This is a genomic window from Pseudoruminococcus massiliensis, from assembly GCF_900291955.1.
In the GTDB taxonomy this organism is placed as follows: Bacteria; Bacillota; Clostridia; order Oscillospirales; family Acutalibacteraceae; genus Pseudoruminococcus; species Pseudoruminococcus massiliensis.
Window position 1 is genome coordinate 123101 of record NZ_OLMR01000002.1, and the last position, 14798, is coordinate 137898.

Annotated in this window: 13 protein-coding genes; 9 read left to right on the plus strand and 4 right to left on the minus strand. The window is 38.6% G+C overall.

What is annotated here, in order from left to right; all coding sequences use genetic code 11:
• Positions 1–59 precede the first annotated feature (59 nt).
• The 9 genes from C9914_RS03540 to C9914_RS03580 all read left to right on the plus strand — a co-directional run bounded on the left by C9914_RS03540 (position 60) and on the right by C9914_RS03580 (position 8142).
• Positions 60–1133, plus strand: a complete 1074-nt coding sequence (locus C9914_RS03540; protein WP_106763433.1) for a D-alanine--D-alanine ligase family protein — start codon at positions 60–62, stop codon at positions 1131–1133.
• A 104-nt stretch (positions 1134–1237) separates the two neighbouring features.
• On the plus strand, positions 1238–2068 hold the full coding sequence (murI, locus tag C9914_RS03545; protein ID WP_022264305.1) for a glutamate racemase: 831 nt from the start codon (positions 1238–1240) through the stop codon (positions 2066–2068).
• A 27-nt stretch (positions 2069–2095) separates the two neighbouring features.
• Positions 2096–2512: a DUF1934 domain-containing protein gene (locus C9914_RS03550; protein ID WP_106763434.1), complete on the plus strand. Its 417-nt coding sequence runs from the start codon at positions 2096–2098 to the stop codon at positions 2510–2512.
• A 25-nt stretch (positions 2513–2537) separates the two neighbouring features.
• Positions 2538–4226: an arginine--tRNA ligase gene (gene argS / locus C9914_RS03555; protein WP_106763436.1), complete on the plus strand. Its 1689-nt coding sequence runs from the start codon at positions 2538–2540 to the stop codon at positions 4224–4226.
• 132 nt (positions 4227–4358) lie between these two features.
• The gene (locus tag C9914_RS03560) at positions 4359–4622 is read left to right on the plus strand and encodes a hypothetical protein (protein ID WP_022264302.1); all 264 of its coding nucleotides are present in this window, start codon (positions 4359–4361) and stop codon (positions 4620–4622) included.
• On the plus strand, positions 4612–5244 hold the full coding sequence (tmk, locus tag C9914_RS03565; protein WP_158707323.1) for a dTMP kinase: 633 nt from the start codon (positions 4612–4614) through the stop codon (positions 5242–5244). The genes C9914_RS03560 and tmk overlap by 11 nt, the downstream gene beginning before the upstream one ends.
• A gap of 112 nt (positions 5245–5356) precedes the next feature.
• Positions 5357–6427, plus strand: a complete 1071-nt coding sequence (gene leuB / locus C9914_RS03570) for a 3-isopropylmalate dehydrogenase (RefSeq protein WP_022264300.1) — start codon at positions 5357–5359, stop codon at positions 6425–6427.
• Positions 6428–6471: 44 nt separating this feature from the next.
• Complete coding sequence (locus tag C9914_RS03575) at positions 6472–6846, plus strand: OadG family protein (RefSeq protein ID WP_106763439.1); 375 nt, start codon at positions 6472–6474, stop codon at positions 6844–6846.
• Positions 6847–6900: 54 nt separating this feature from the next.
• Positions 6901–8142, plus strand: a complete 1242-nt coding sequence (locus tag C9914_RS03580) for a sodium ion-translocating decarboxylase subunit beta (RefSeq protein ID WP_022264298.1) — start codon at positions 6901–6903, stop codon at positions 8140–8142.
• A 92-nt stretch (positions 8143–8234) separates the two neighbouring features.
• Here C9914_RS03580 and C9914_RS03585 read toward each other — a convergent pair whose 3' ends face one another.
• From C9914_RS03585 to C9914_RS03600, 4 genes are all read right to left on the minus strand, one after another.
• Positions 8235–9077 carry a hypothetical protein gene (locus C9914_RS03585; RefSeq protein ID WP_106763441.1) on the minus strand — a complete coding sequence of 281 codons (843 nt, stop codon included), beginning with the start codon at positions 9075–9077 and terminating at the stop codon, positions 8235–8237.
• 70 nt (positions 9078–9147) lie between these two features.
• A complete protein-coding gene (locus C9914_RS03590) occupies positions 9148–10479 on the minus strand; it encodes an MATE family efflux transporter (RefSeq protein ID WP_106763442.1) in 1332 nt (443 codons plus the stop codon).
• Between the two features lie 524 nt (positions 10480–11003).
• Complete coding sequence (locus C9914_RS03595) at positions 11004–12764, minus strand: ABC transporter ATP-binding protein (protein WP_106763444.1); 1761 nt, start codon at positions 12762–12764, stop codon at positions 11004–11006.
• Between the two features lie 5 nt (positions 12765–12769).
• Positions 12770–14494, minus strand: a complete 1725-nt coding sequence (locus tag C9914_RS03600; protein WP_106763445.1) for an ABC transporter ATP-binding protein — start codon at positions 14492–14494, stop codon at positions 12770–12772.
• Positions 14495–14798: the final 304 nt, after the last annotated feature.

Sequence of the window (14798 nt, forward strand, 5' to 3'; positions counted from 1 at the left end):
ATAAAATAAATTAAAACCCTAAGTATATATCAGATAATACATTTTTAGGAGTGAGTTCATTGAGCAAAAAGCGTATTGCCGTAATATTCGGTGGTGCTTCATCTGAACATGAGGTATCAAGACTTTCTTCAGCTTATATTATAAACAGCATCGATAAAGAAAAATTTGATGTTGTTACAATAGGTATTACAAAAGACGGTCGCTGGTTCTTAACAACCGCACCAACAGCTAAAATTGCAAACGGCGAATGGGAAAATGACACAAACAACAAGAGAGCTTTTATCTCCCCTGCTCCAACAATAGGCGGTCTTGTTGTTCTTAATAGTGACGGTCATAGTGAGGTTGTCAAGCTTGATGTTGTATTCCCTGTTCTTCACGGCAAAAATGGTGAAGACGGTACAGTTCAAGGTCTTCTTGAGCTTAGCAAGATTCCATATGTTGGTTGTGGCGTAGCTGCATCTGCTTGCTGTATGGATAAGGTTTTTACAAACATTATGCTTCGTGACAGCGGAATTGATGAAGCTGATTTCACTTGGTTCTATACATATGAATATAAGCGTTCGCCTGAAAAATGTATTGAACAGGTTGAAAATGCTCTTGCATACCCTATCTTTGTCAAACCAGCAAACGCAGGTTCTTCTGTTGGTGTAAATAAAGCTAAAAATCGTGAACAGCTCATCAACGCTATTGAAATTGCTATAAAAGAGGATAGCAAAATTCTCTTTGAGGAAAATATTATCGGCAAAGAGGTTGAATGTGCTGTATTCGGCAATGAGGATATTTTCGCTTCAATTCCTGGTGAAATTGCACCTGCAAAGGAATTTTATGACTATGAGGCAAAATATCAGAGTGCAAGCAGTGAACTTTATATTCCTGCAAAAATCAGTGATGAGCTTATTGAAAAGGTAAGAGAAACTGCTAAAAAGGCCTATCATCTCTTTGGCTGTGCTGGACTTACAAGAGTTGATTTCTTTGTAACAGAAGACGGCAGAGTTCTTCTCAACGAGCTTAACACACTTCCGGGCTTTACTTCAATTAGTATGTATCCTAAGCTTATGGCTAATTGTGGAAAAGAAGGTAAACAGCTTATCGCTGAGCTTATCGACCTCGCTTTAAATAAAAATATGGCTTAAATCAGTAGCTACCAAACGGGCGAACACAGTTCGCCCCTACTTTTAGATAACTTTATTTAAAGATAAAGAAATATTCCGATTTTATGAAAGATGGGAAAATATAAATGACTAAACAGGCAATCGGTGTTTTCGATTCAGGTCTTGGTGGTCTTACTGCTGTAAGAGAGCTTCTCTCTGTATTGCCAAACGAAAATATAGTTTATTTTGGTGATACAGGTCGTGTTCCTTACGGTAACAGAAGCCGAGAAACCATCAAAAAATATTCTATGCAGGACGCCACATTTTTGCTTACTAAAAATGTCAAGCTAATCATCGCCGCTTGTGGCACAGCAAGCTCTGTTGCACCTGAAATCGGTGATAATCTTTCTGTACCATTTACAGGCGTTGTTGCTCCTACTGCCGCTGCGGCTGTTCGTGCAACTAAAAATGGGAAAATTGGCGTTATTGGCACAACTGCAACTATAAAAACAGGCTCTTATAAAAGAGAAATTAAAAAAATCAATCCTAATATAGATGTATATGAGCAGGATTGTCCACTCTTTGTACCGCTTGTTGAAAATGGTTTTATATCCGCTGATGACCAAGTGGTAACACTCGTAGTTGAAAGATACCTTTCTTCTCTAAGAGAGGCAGATATTGATACTCTTATTCTCGGCTGTACGCACTACCCTATAATAGCTGAGGCAATATCTAAGGCTTTGCCTAATGTAAGGCTTATAGACTCTGGCAGAGAAACTGCTATCTATGCAGCTTCATTATTAAAGGAAAGCAACTCACTTTCTGAGGATAATCTTAAGGGCAAATGTGAATTTTATGTCAGCGATACAACAGAAGGTTTCTCTACTCTTGCGGGAATTTTCCTTGGCAGAGATATTTCCGGACAGGTAAGCCATATTGACATAGAAGATGTTGCGAAAAAATTCAAATTGGGATAAAATCAGTAGTGCAGGAAGTGAAGCATTATGGAGAATAATTATAATTTAAAGATTAAGACAACACAGGTTGTTGAAAGTGAAGCTTTCAATATGGATTTTGAGATGAATGCGTCTTATGTTAAAATAAATGAAACTCGCTATATCTCTTATATTCAGGTAGATGAGGACACTAAAAACAAGCTTCGTACAACTATAAAAATCAAACCAGACGGGGTTGTTACTATTATAAAAGGTAAGAGCGAAGGTATGATTCTCGAAATCGGAAAAACTCACTCTTGCAATTATCCAACTCCATTTGGCAATATATTGCTTGAAGTTTCTGCATTTAAAATTGCAAATAGTCTTAGCGATGATGGTGGAGAACTTGAACTTCAATATAGCTTAATCGTTGATGGCAACGAATTAAGCAAAAATACTCTCAACCTTACCGTAAAAGAAATTTAATCAACCGAAAGGAATGTTATAAATTATGTCTGATACAGCAGGAAACACTGTCAGCCTATTGAGGAATGCTATTATTGACGCTATGGGACGAGCTATGTCCGCAGGCGAGCTTCCTCTTGCTCCTACTCCAAATTTTACAATCGAAACTCCAGCCGACAGAACTAACGGCGATTTAGCTTCAAATGTAGCTATGGTTTCGGCTCGTGCATTTAAGAAAGCTCCTCGTGCAATAGCTGAGGCAATTACAAAATACATTGAGCTTGAAGGAACTAACCTCGACCGTTTTGAAATAGCTGGTCCTGGATTTATCAATTTCTTTTACGGCAAGCAATTCTATACATCAGTCATCAGAGAAATTGAAGAAAAAGGTGCTGATTACGGCAAGAGCGATTTCGGTCAAGGTAAGCGTATACTTGTAGAATTTGTTTCTGCAAACCCAACTGGTCCTATGCACATCGGTAACGCTCGTGGCGGTGCTTTGGGAGATTCACTTGCAAGTGTTCTTTCCGCAGCGGGTTATGATGTTTCAAGAGAATTCTATGTTAACGATGCCGGAAACCAAATCGAAAAGTTTGCTACCTCTCTCGAAATCCGTTATCTTCAAATCTATAAGGACGGCATAGAGCTTCCTGAGGACGCTTATCATGGACAAGATATTATCGACCACGCAAAAAACTTTGCTGAAATAAATGGCGATAAGTATGTCAATGCTGAAAGCTCAGAACGCAGAAAGGCTCTTGTAGCTTTCGCACTTCCAAAGAATATTCAAGGTCTTGAAAATGACCTCCTTAAATATCGTATAAAGTATGACAGATGGTTCAGAGAAAGCACTTTACATCAGAGCGGTGCTGTTAAGAACATCGTTGAGCTTCTCAAGGAAAAAGGACATACCTATGAGCAAGACGGTGCTATCTGGTTCAAGGCTACTGAATTTGGTGCTGACAAGGATTTCGTTCTCGTTCGCTCAAACGGTATTCCAACTTATGTTGTGCCTGATATTGCTTATCACTATGACAAGCTTGTAACTCGTGGCTTTGATAAGGCTATTGATGTTCTCGGTGCTGACCACCACGGCTATGTGCCGAGATTAAAGGCGGCTCTTACTGCTTTGGGTGTTGACGCTTCAAGACTTGATGCTGTTCTTATGCAGATGGTTCGTCTTGTAAGAAACGGCGAAATCGTTAAGGCATCTAAGAGAAGTGGCAAGGCTATCACTCTTGTAACTCTCCTTGAAGAAGTTCCGATTGATGCAGCTCGTTTCTTCTTTAACCTTAGAGAGCCAAACAGCCATTTTGATTTTGACCTCGACCTCGCAATTGAGCAATCATCACAAAACCCTGTTTACTATGTTCAGTATGCACACGCAAGAATCTGCAATATTGTAAAGGGGCTTGCTGAGAGCGGTATTACACAAAGAGCTTGCACAGATGAGGAGCTTGCTCTACTTACTGCTCCTGAAGAAATTGAACTTATCAATAAGCTTGCTTCTCTTACTGGTGAAATCATAACTTCTGCAAAGACTTATGACCCTGCAAGAGTTACTCACTATGTCTATGAAACAGCTACACTTTTCCATAAGTTTTATAATGCTTGCAGAGTTAAGGGCGAAGATGAATCACTTATGCAGGCAAGACTTGCACTTTGCGTAGCAACTAAAACTGTTATCGAAAATGTTCTCACTATGTTCAAGATAACTGCTCCTGAATCAATGTAATAAAGCAAAATAATTACTGGCGGGCGAACTGGCTTATACAGTTCGCCCACAGCAATTTATAGCGAAAATAAAATATTTTCGCACAATAAAGATAATCTTATCGTTTTATTTAATAGAAAAGAGGTTTTTGTTATGCGTCAATCAACCTATTTAACTATGACCTTAGTTTTTACTATTGCCACTGTAACTGCTTTACTGTGTGCAATTATCTGTGATGCACTAAATAATTCAAACAGGTCTATTACCTTCGGCTGTATAGCTTGTGCTTGCTCTATTCCTGCATTTTCGTGTGCGTCTATTCTGTTTCAATCAGGCTCTAAAAGTATGAAAAAAGATGAAGAAACTACTGAGGATACAGAAACTGTTGATTCGGAGGAAAATAATAATGCCGAATAATACTCGTGGAAAATTTATTGTATTTGAAGGACTTGACGGTTCGGGCAAGGGAACACAAATTTCTTTGCTCTCAAAATTTCTCAACGAAAAAGGTATTATCATTTATGAAACGGCTGAACCTACTCAATCTGCGACAGGCGGTCTTATTCGTGATACGCTTGCAGGCTATCAAAAGCGTACAGCATATGAACTTGCAGCGCTCTTTTTGACAGACAGAATTTTCCACAATACCTCTGCAAATGGAATCAAGCATCTGCTTGATTCTGGTGTAACGGTAATCTGCGACAGATATTATTATTCATCTTTTGCTTATCAAGGTATAGATACCGACCTTAAATGGGTTATGAATATGAATTTAAATTGTCCGGAAATCTTAAAACCTGATTTATGTATCTTCCTTGATGTTCCAACAGAACAATGTGATGAAAGAATGGGTTCCCGCCAAAGCAGGGAAATTTTTGAAAATGTTGATACACTCAATAAAATTCGCAAGAGATTTTTTGAAGTGTTTGATTTGCTTGAGAACAGCGAAAATATAAGCATTATTAATGCCTCAAGAAGCATTGATGATGTTAATAGAGATGTTGTTTCTTCTGCTATGGAAATATTAAATAAACAGTAAGAATCTTCTGTTTATAATACGGGTTTTTGCTTGACTATTGCGAAATTTTTATCTATAATTAGATTGGTTTAATTTGATACTTTGCGGAATTTTTCGCATTTGGAGGGTTAATATGAATAAGTATAAAATTGCTGTTCTTAAAGGCGATGGAATCGGCCCTGAAATCGTAAACGAGGCCATTAAGGTTCTTAACAAGACAGCAGAAAAGTTCGGCTTTGAAGTAGACTATGATGAGGCTCTTCTTGGTGGCTGTGCTATTGATGCAACTGGTGTACCTCTTCCTGAGGAAACTATCGCTAAATGTAAAGCTGCTGACTCTGTCCTCCTTGGTGCTGTTGGTGGCCCTAAGTGGGACAATCAGCCAGGTAACAACCGCCCAGAGGCTGGCTTGCTTGGTATTCGTGGTGCATTAGGTCTTTTTGCTAATCTTAGACCTGCTGTTATCTTTGAACCACTTAAAAACGCTTCTCCACTAAAGGCTGAAATCATCGGCGACTCTATGGACATTATGATTGTTCGTGAGCTTACTGGAGGTATCTACTTCGGCAAGAGAGGTAAATTTGAGGAAGATGGTGTTCCTGCCGCTTATGATACAGAAAAGTATTCTGTAACTGAAATTGAAAGAATAGGCAGAGTAGCTTTTGATATGGCTATGAAGCGTAACAAAAAGCTCACAAGCGTTGATAAGGCTAATGTTCTCGATTCCTCAAGACTTTGGAGAGAAACTATTATTCGTCTTTCTAAGGAATATCCTGAGGTTGAGCTTTCTCATATGTATGTTGATAACTGTGCTATGCAACTTGTAAGAAATCCAAAGCAATTTGATGTTATCGTTACATCAAATATCTTCGGCGACATTCTCTCTGATGAGGCTTCTATGATTAGTGGCTCTATTGGTATGCTCGCTTCTGCAAGCCTTAGCAGTGGAAAAAGCGGTCTTTATGAGCCTATCCACGGTTCTGCTCCTGATATTGCCGGTCAGGGTATCGCTAACCCACTTGCAACAATACTTTCTGTTGCTATGATGCTCCGCTATTCTCTTGATGAGCCTAAGGCTGCTGAAGCTATTGAAAAGGCTGTTTCTGAAGCTCTCAAGACAGTAAGAACTCCTGATATTTATACAGAAGGCACTAAGAAAGTTTCCACAAGCGAAATGGGCGACATCGTCGTTTCACTTCTATAAAATTCATTTCGCATCATATTTTTATTGAAAAGGGGTATAAGTAAATGGAAATGGCCTTGAATCTTCTGTTAGCGGGCATCGTTATAGTTTTCTTTGTCCTTGTTCTCTTGATTTTTATAATCAAGATTTACAGTACAATAGTTCAAGCTGCCCAAAACGGAAGTCAAAAAAGAAAAGATGCCAAAAAGGCTGCTGAAAAGAAACCTGAGCTTATTAAAGCAGAACCACAGGTAAGCACAGCTCAACCAACAGCTACTGATAACGAAGCTATTCCGGGCGAGGTTATCGCAGCTATTGCAGCGGCTGTTGACGCTATGTACGACAAGCCTTTTAAGATTAAGTCTGTAAGACGCAGTCGTGCTAACTCAGGTTCTTCTTGGAGAAATGCAGGTCTTTTTGAGAATACCAAGCCTTTCTGACATATTGTCGGTTAGAGTGTAATTCGATAAATTTGAGAAAGGATTGATAATTAAATGGAAATCTTAAACTCCCTATGGGAATCTATTTGCAGTATTTTCACAAGCTCAGGCTTAGCAACTCTATCATGGGAAAACTATGTTATGATGTGCATATCCTTCATTCTTTTATATCTTGCTATTAAAAAGCAGTATGAGCCACTTTTGCTCTTGCCTATAGCATTCGGTATGCTACTTGTTAATGTTTTCCCTGGTATTATGGCAAACCCAACAAATGAAATGCTCACCGAAGCACAGGTCTTGGCGAGAAATCTTGACCCTGCTTCATATACAACCACAGTTCTTGATGGAACAACCTATTATAATGTCGGTCAAAACGGTGGCTTGTTCTATTATCTCTATCAAGGCGTTCACCTTGGTATTTTCCCTCCGCTTATCTTCCTCGGCATTGGTGCAATGACAGACTTCGGTCCTCTCATTGCTAACCCTAAGAGCTTCCTCCTTGGTGCAGCTGCTCAGGTTGGTATCTTTATTACATTTATTGGTGCAACACTTCTTGGATTCGCTGCTAACGAGGCTGGTTCAATCGCTATTATCGGTGGTGCAGATGGTCCAACAGCTATCTTCGTTACATCAAAGCTTGCCCCGAATCTCTTAGGTCCGATAGCCGTTGCCGCATATTCGTATATGGCACTTGTTCCTATCATTCAGCCACCTATTATGAAGCTTCTTACAACAAAGAAAGAGCGTTCAATCGTTATGCAGCAGCTCCGTCCTGTTTCTAAGATTGAGAAGATTCTCTTCCCTATCATCGTTGTAGTTATTATTGCACTTCTTCTTCCAGATGCAGCTCCTCTCGTTGGTATGCTTATGCTTGGTAACCTCTTTAAAGAGAGTGGCGTTGTTTCAAGAATCAGTAACACAGCTCAGAACGAGCTCATGAATATTGTTACAATCTTCCTTGGTGTTACAGTTGGTGCAACAGCAACAGGTCAAGTATTCCTCAGCGTAAGCACACTTGGAATTATTCTCCTTGGTCTTATCGCATTCTGCATGGGTACTGCTTGTGGCGTTCTCTTTGGTAAGATTATGTGTGCTTTTACACATGGCAAGGTCAACCCACTTATCGGTTCTGCTGGTGTTTCTGCTGTTCCTATGGCAGCAAGAATTTCACAGAAGGTTGGTCAGGAAGAAAATCCTGCAAACTTCCTTCTTATGCACGCTATGGGACCAAATGTTGCAGGTGTTATCGGTTCAGCAGTTGCTGCCGGTGTTCTCATCAGCCAAATCCCACACTAAAGTTAGTGTCATAACATAAAGTCGAACGGCGAACAGCTTAAACTGTTCGCCGTTTTTTGTTAGGAGATTTTATAAGAAATTAATTTATCAAATCATAATATATCTATGGAATCACAACTTTCCTTAGTGGTATTCTTATTATTTTTAGGTAAAATCGTTCTTCCTCCATTAGTTGGAATCCGCTCAAGCCATTTCATTTTGCCAAGAGTATACAAAGCACTGAGAAAATATGCATCTGAAAGCTCCTTTGGCTTTATATCCTCAAGGCACACAGGAAGCCTTACACTGAAATTATCGTGTACTATTCCGCATACAGGTACTTTAGGTCTGTTACCTGTAAAAATTGTCATTGTACTACCACAGGAAATCGGCATTGTAATAGTCTGCGGTGCAACAAGAATATCACAAGGTATTATATCATAGAAATTACTATGCACGAAAATAGTCGCTCCATATTCTCGCATAAAGCGTTCATTTTCGGCCTCATAAAATCTCACTGCACTTGTTGCAACCTGAAGTGAATTCGTATACTTTATGAATCTTTCTGCGGCAAAGCTAAATCTACCGCTTGGGTCAAAGAGTGAGATTCTCAATTCGTTAGGGTCACAATTAAGGCTCTTAATATAGCTTTCTGCCGCATTTATACACAGTCTGCGGATATACATAGGATTATCAAAACGCTTAAATCCAAGCTTTCTTGGCAAACTCAGGCCGCTTGAACACACTGTTTCATGAAAATCAGCATTAACTGACCTCTTGATTTTTCCAAATCTTATTCTGCCACTTTTCTGAACATATGTAATATGAATCATTTCCAGCCCAAGATAGTCATCGTTTATTCTTTTGACATTTATTTCATACGGGGAAAATAATGCACGAAACCTTTCTTTTAAGCTATTTGGCTGTTCGTGCTTAATTGTTAATGCTGTTATCATAAAAAGAACCCCCGTTCAATCATATCTACAATATCTATATGATTGAACAGGGGAACATATTCTAATTTTGTTAGTTTTTAACAAGGGATTTCTGACGCCATTTGCCACCCTTCCAACGGCAAACCATAAGTATTCCTCGGAAGCATTCATCTGCTGCAAGAGCTATCCACATTCCATAAATACCCCAACCAAATACTACAACGAAAAGGTATGAGCCAAAGGTCGAGAGAACCCACATGGAGAAAATTGCTGCGGCTGTCGGGAAATATACATCTCCTGCACCACGCAAACTATTTATAACAATAAGATTTGTGCATCTTCCTGCTTCAAGAACTACATTTATAATTATAAGTGTACCACCGATTGCTATAACCTCTGGATTATCAGTAAATATACCTATAAGCTGACTTCGGAATATAACTCCAAGCGTACACATAACCGCCGTTAGCCCGTAGCCTGCTAAAAGCCCTCGCCATACGCCATGATATGCCTCGTCATACTTTCCTGCACCAACTCGATGGCTTGTAAGTATCTGGGAACCTTGTCCGATTGATTGAGAGAAAATATAGAAAGTTGATGTTATATTCTGAATATATGACCTTGTTATATATTCATTATCAGTCATAAATCTAAGTGCGATAGATGTTACCACAAGCTGTGCTATATTATAGTTTATAGATTCAAAGGCGGCTGGTATGCCAATTTTAAGCATCTGCCAAAAATCTTTGAATGGGAACGGGAAAAGTTTTTTGAAAATAGATGGCTTTTCAACCTTTTTAAAGAAAATTATAACAAGTATAGTTCCACCAACAAGTCGGCTAAAGGTTGTAGCTAATGCAACACCTGTTACACCAAGAACAGGCATACCAAACCAACCAAGAACGAATGTGAGGTCGAGAACTGTATTTATTATATTCATAACAATAGTTATATACATCGGGATTCGTGTATAACCATGGCTTCTTAAAACAACATTCATTGAATTGAGCGTAGCCTGACCAAACATAAAACAGCCAACAATAGTTAGATATTCACTGCCGAAATCAAGCACCTTCCCCTCTGCTCCAAGTGCAGAAAGCATAGGACGGTTAAAAATTACCAACACTACACTTACAATTATTCCAATAGAAAAATTAAAGAAAATAGAAAGTGCCGCAGTCTCCGAGGCTTTCTCCCTATTTTTTGCACCAAGGTTTTGTGCAATTATTACAGCACTTGCGGTAGCAGTAACAGAAAACAACAGATTACATATACCCGCAACCTGATTCGCCGTTCCGACAGACGCAGACGCAAGGTCATCGTACTGGCTTAGTGCAAATACATCTATAAAACCAAGCATCATAAAAAGTAAAGTTTCAATAAAGATTGGCCACGAAAGGCTGAAAAGTGACATCTTTTTCATAGAGAACCTCCTAACTTTAGTATGTGGTAATTTTCTTACTCACGCTTAAATTATCAAACTTCCTCAAGAAACTCAAAAGTTTCACTTGAGCCCTTTTAAAGGCCCACAGAGTCCCTCGTGGGTTTTAATGGCAAATCCCTTAAAATTCTTTTCTCACAAGTGGTGGACTTTATCCGTCACTTTTTCTATGTTCATCAATAAGCTAACGAGTTATATGTAGGGGCAAACTTTGTTTACCCCTTCGGCAGATAAATTTGTAGAGGTATCCACAGGGAACCCCCTGCGAGGGTTCCCTACGAAAAACATTCCACTGGAATGTTTTTCTACCCTCCTGCGCTTTGTGGGGCATAAAGTATTTCGCTCTCTGCGGAGAGCGACAAGGGCGTTGCCCTTGACCTACAAGCCTTTAAAAAGGCTTGAGCGAAACTTCTAAGTGTCTTAGGGGAAATTTATCAGCTAATTGGTAGTTACTCACATAAACATAGGTCTATTAAGAATGTCTATTAATTATGTGTCTTGTGAGTTCACGCACCTTCACTCCTTGCGAACTGGCTATTATAAAGAGTATTATAAAATCCACCTTTAGCAAGCAATTCTTCGTGATTACCTTGCTCAATAATATGGCCGTCTTTCATAACCAAAATAATATCAGCTTCCTTGATAGTTGAAAGTCTATGTGCAACAATAAAGCTTGTTCTGCCTTTCATCATTGCATTAAACGCTTGCTGTACTCGAATTTCCGTTCTTGTATCGATGCTACTTGTAGCCTCGTCAAGAATAAGCATAGGTGGGTCGCAGAGCATAACTCTTGCGATACACATAAGCTGTCGTTGCCCTTGCGAAAGGTTCATACCGTCTTCGGTGATAATTGTATCATAGCCATCTGGCAAACGCCTGATATAACCATCAATATAGGATTTCTTTGCAGCCTCTCGAATTTCATCAGGGGTTGCATCAGGCTTGCCGTATGCGATATTTTCAGCTATTGTCGCATTGTAAAGCCAGCTTTCTTGCAATACCATTCCATAAAGCCCACGCAAACTGTTCCTTGTGATATTTTGAGTATCAACACCATCAATCAAAATCTTACCGCTATTTATTTCATAGAAACGCATAAGAAGATTTATAAGGGTAGTCTTTCCGCAACCTGTCGGGCCGACTATTGCAACCCTCTGTCCAGGCTTGACCTTAAGGTTAAAGCCCTCAATAAGCCTTCTTTCGGGTGAATAAGAGAAGCAGACACTCTCAATATCAATAGCACCCTTGCAATGGCTCATTTCTACTGAATTTGCGGAATCAGGTGTCTGGTTATCCTCATCAAGTACCTCAAAAACTCTTGATGCACCTGCAAGCGCTGATTGAAGCTGAGGGATAACGCCTGTAACTTCATTAAATGGCTTTGTATACTGGTTTGCGTAAGTCAAGAAACAAGAAATCTGCCCTATAGAAATAATGCCGTTAATTGCGTTTATTGAGCCTACAATAGTTACAGCGGCGGTTACTATGCCGTTGACAAATCTTGTACTTGGGTTGGCAAGTGATGAATAGAACTGCGATTTTTGACCACAGATACGAAGTCTTTCGTTAATTTCTTCAAAGCCTTCAATAGAGCGTTCCTCGTAACCAAAGGTTTTTACCATTTTCTGATTGCCGACAATCTCTTCTACATATGAACTGACCTCACCTTGAGTTCTGGATTGCTCAATAAACATTTTGTGTGAAAGTCGAGTAATCATAGTTGCTACGAATATTGAAAGCGGGCTGATGACTACAACAACTATTGCAATTCTGAAATCAATCGAAAGCATAAACATAAGCGTTCCGATTATCATTACAACGCCTGAAAAAAGCTGTGTAACACCCTGCAGTAATCCATCACCCACTGCGTCAATATCGTTTATAACTCGGCTAATTAAATCACCATGTGGGTGTCCGTCAATATATTTAAGAGGAACTTCGTTAAATTTTGCGAAAATATCACGCCTCATATCTCTTACAGTCATATAGCTTACTGTGTTTGTAAAAAGTGACATAAGCCATTGAAAAAATGCTGAACCGATAACTGTAAGCATTATCAAACCGATAATATTCAACATAGCCTGAAAATCAACATTGCCCTTGCCAATAGCCTTATCAATAGCCTGTCCAATAAGAACTGGTGTTGTGAGGTTAAGAACTACATAAAGAATTGCAGTAAGCATTGCACCGATAATTTGTTTTTTATAGGGCTTTATATATGAAAGAATGCGTTTCATAGTTCCCTTTTTGGCTTTTGATTTTTTCATAACCCTCACTTCACCTCCTCAGCACTAAGCTGTGACAAGCAGATTTCCTTATAAACTTCACAATTCTTGATAAGTTCATCATGCTTTCCTACTCCAACAAGCTTTCCATCATCAAGAACAAGTATTTTATCAGAATATCTTACTGTTCCTACACGCTGAGAAACGATTATTGTTGTCATACCGTTTGTTTCTGTTGCAAGAGCCTTTCTTAATGCAGCATCTGTTGCAAAGTCCAAGGCACTTGCACTGTCATCAAGTATGAGAATTTCAGGTCTTGAGATTATTGCTCTTGCAATAGTCAATCTCTGCTTCTGACCACCTGAAAAATTCTTACCGCCCGCAAGGACCTCGTGTTCTATTCCATCAGAAAGCTTTGAAACAAATTCATAGGATTGTGAAACCTTTAAAGCCCATTCTATGTCCTCATTGGTAGCAGCTTTATTGCCCCAAAGTAGGTTACTTTTTATTGTTCCGCTGAAAAGTATTGCCTGCTGTGGTGCAACGCCTATTTTTGCACGAAGTGCAGAAAATGTGTATTCCTTAGCGGACATTCCGTCTATTATTACATCACCCTTTTGCGGGTCATAAAATCTTGGAATAAGGTTAATCAATGTAGACTTACCTGAACCTGTACCGCCAATAATACCAATCGTTTCACCCTTTTCGACCTTAAAGCTGATATTCTCAAGGGCGTATTTTCCCTTACCATAAGCAAAACTTACATCATTAAATTCAATTTCGTTATTGCTCTTATTATCTGATTTTGTTTTTGTACCCTCAATAACACTTGGTTCTGTTTCAAAAACTTCATTTACACGATGTGCTGAAGCAAATGCCTTTGTAAAGATAACTACAAGGTTTGCAACAACTATCATTGCAAGCAAAATCTGAGTCATATAGTTTACTAAAGCTATAATTTCGCCTTGGCTAAGCTCGCCCTTATCAACAAAGCCACCGCCGAACCATACTATCGCAACTATTGCAATATTGATAAGTACGGTTGTTAAAGGATTAAGTAAAGCAGAAAGTCTGCCGACTGTAATTGCAGTTTTAGCTAAATCATCACTTTTTTCGTTAAAGCGTTTCTTTTCGCTCTCTTGCTTAGAAAATGCTCTTATAACTCTATTACCTGAAAGGTTTTCACGAGTGATAAGTGAAAGCTTATCAAGCTTTGATTGAATCTGCTTGAAAAACGGTACTGAACGGCTCATAACAATATAAAGCACAAGTGCTAAAATCGGTGAAGCTATAAGGAAGATTATAGAAAGTTTTAAATCTATTGTCATAGCCATAATTAATGCACCGATAATAAGAAACGGTGCTCTTATAACCAGCCTTATAAGCATTGCAACCGCCACTTGAAGCTGGTTTATATCATTTGTCATTCTCGTGATAAGTGATGGTGTACCAATTTTATCAAGTTCTTGGTGTGAAAGCTTATTTATATGCTTAAACATAGCGTTTCTAACCTGCGTTCCAAAGCCTTGTGAAACTATCGAGGCACTTTTTTGGCAAACTAAGGCAAAGCACAAGCCTAATGCACCAAGCAAAATCATAAGTCCGCCTCTTTGCCACACATAGACATAATCCTGATTTTTAATGCCTGTGTCAATAATATCCGCCATAACTAATGGCACTATAAGCTCAAATATTGCCTCAATCAATTTACAAAGTGGGCCAAATATTAATTGCAGCTTATAGCTTTTCAAAAATCTTCTCAATTTAAACAATAACAACAACTCGTTTCTTCATAATTTGTATTATAATGATTTTTACAAATTTAATCAAAACTCAGCATATAAGCAAAATATATCCGAATTGCTTGATTTTATTATACTTCATTATAAATTGATATACAAATAACATACTACCCATAATTAACACAATAGTAACTTCAACATATTTTTTGCAAATATATTGATAATACAAAAACTCTTTATATCTGATAAAGAATTTAAGTTTTCTCATTATTATCACCCATTTTAAATTTAAAATTACATATTATTTAAGTATATCATAAACCAACAAATTTTT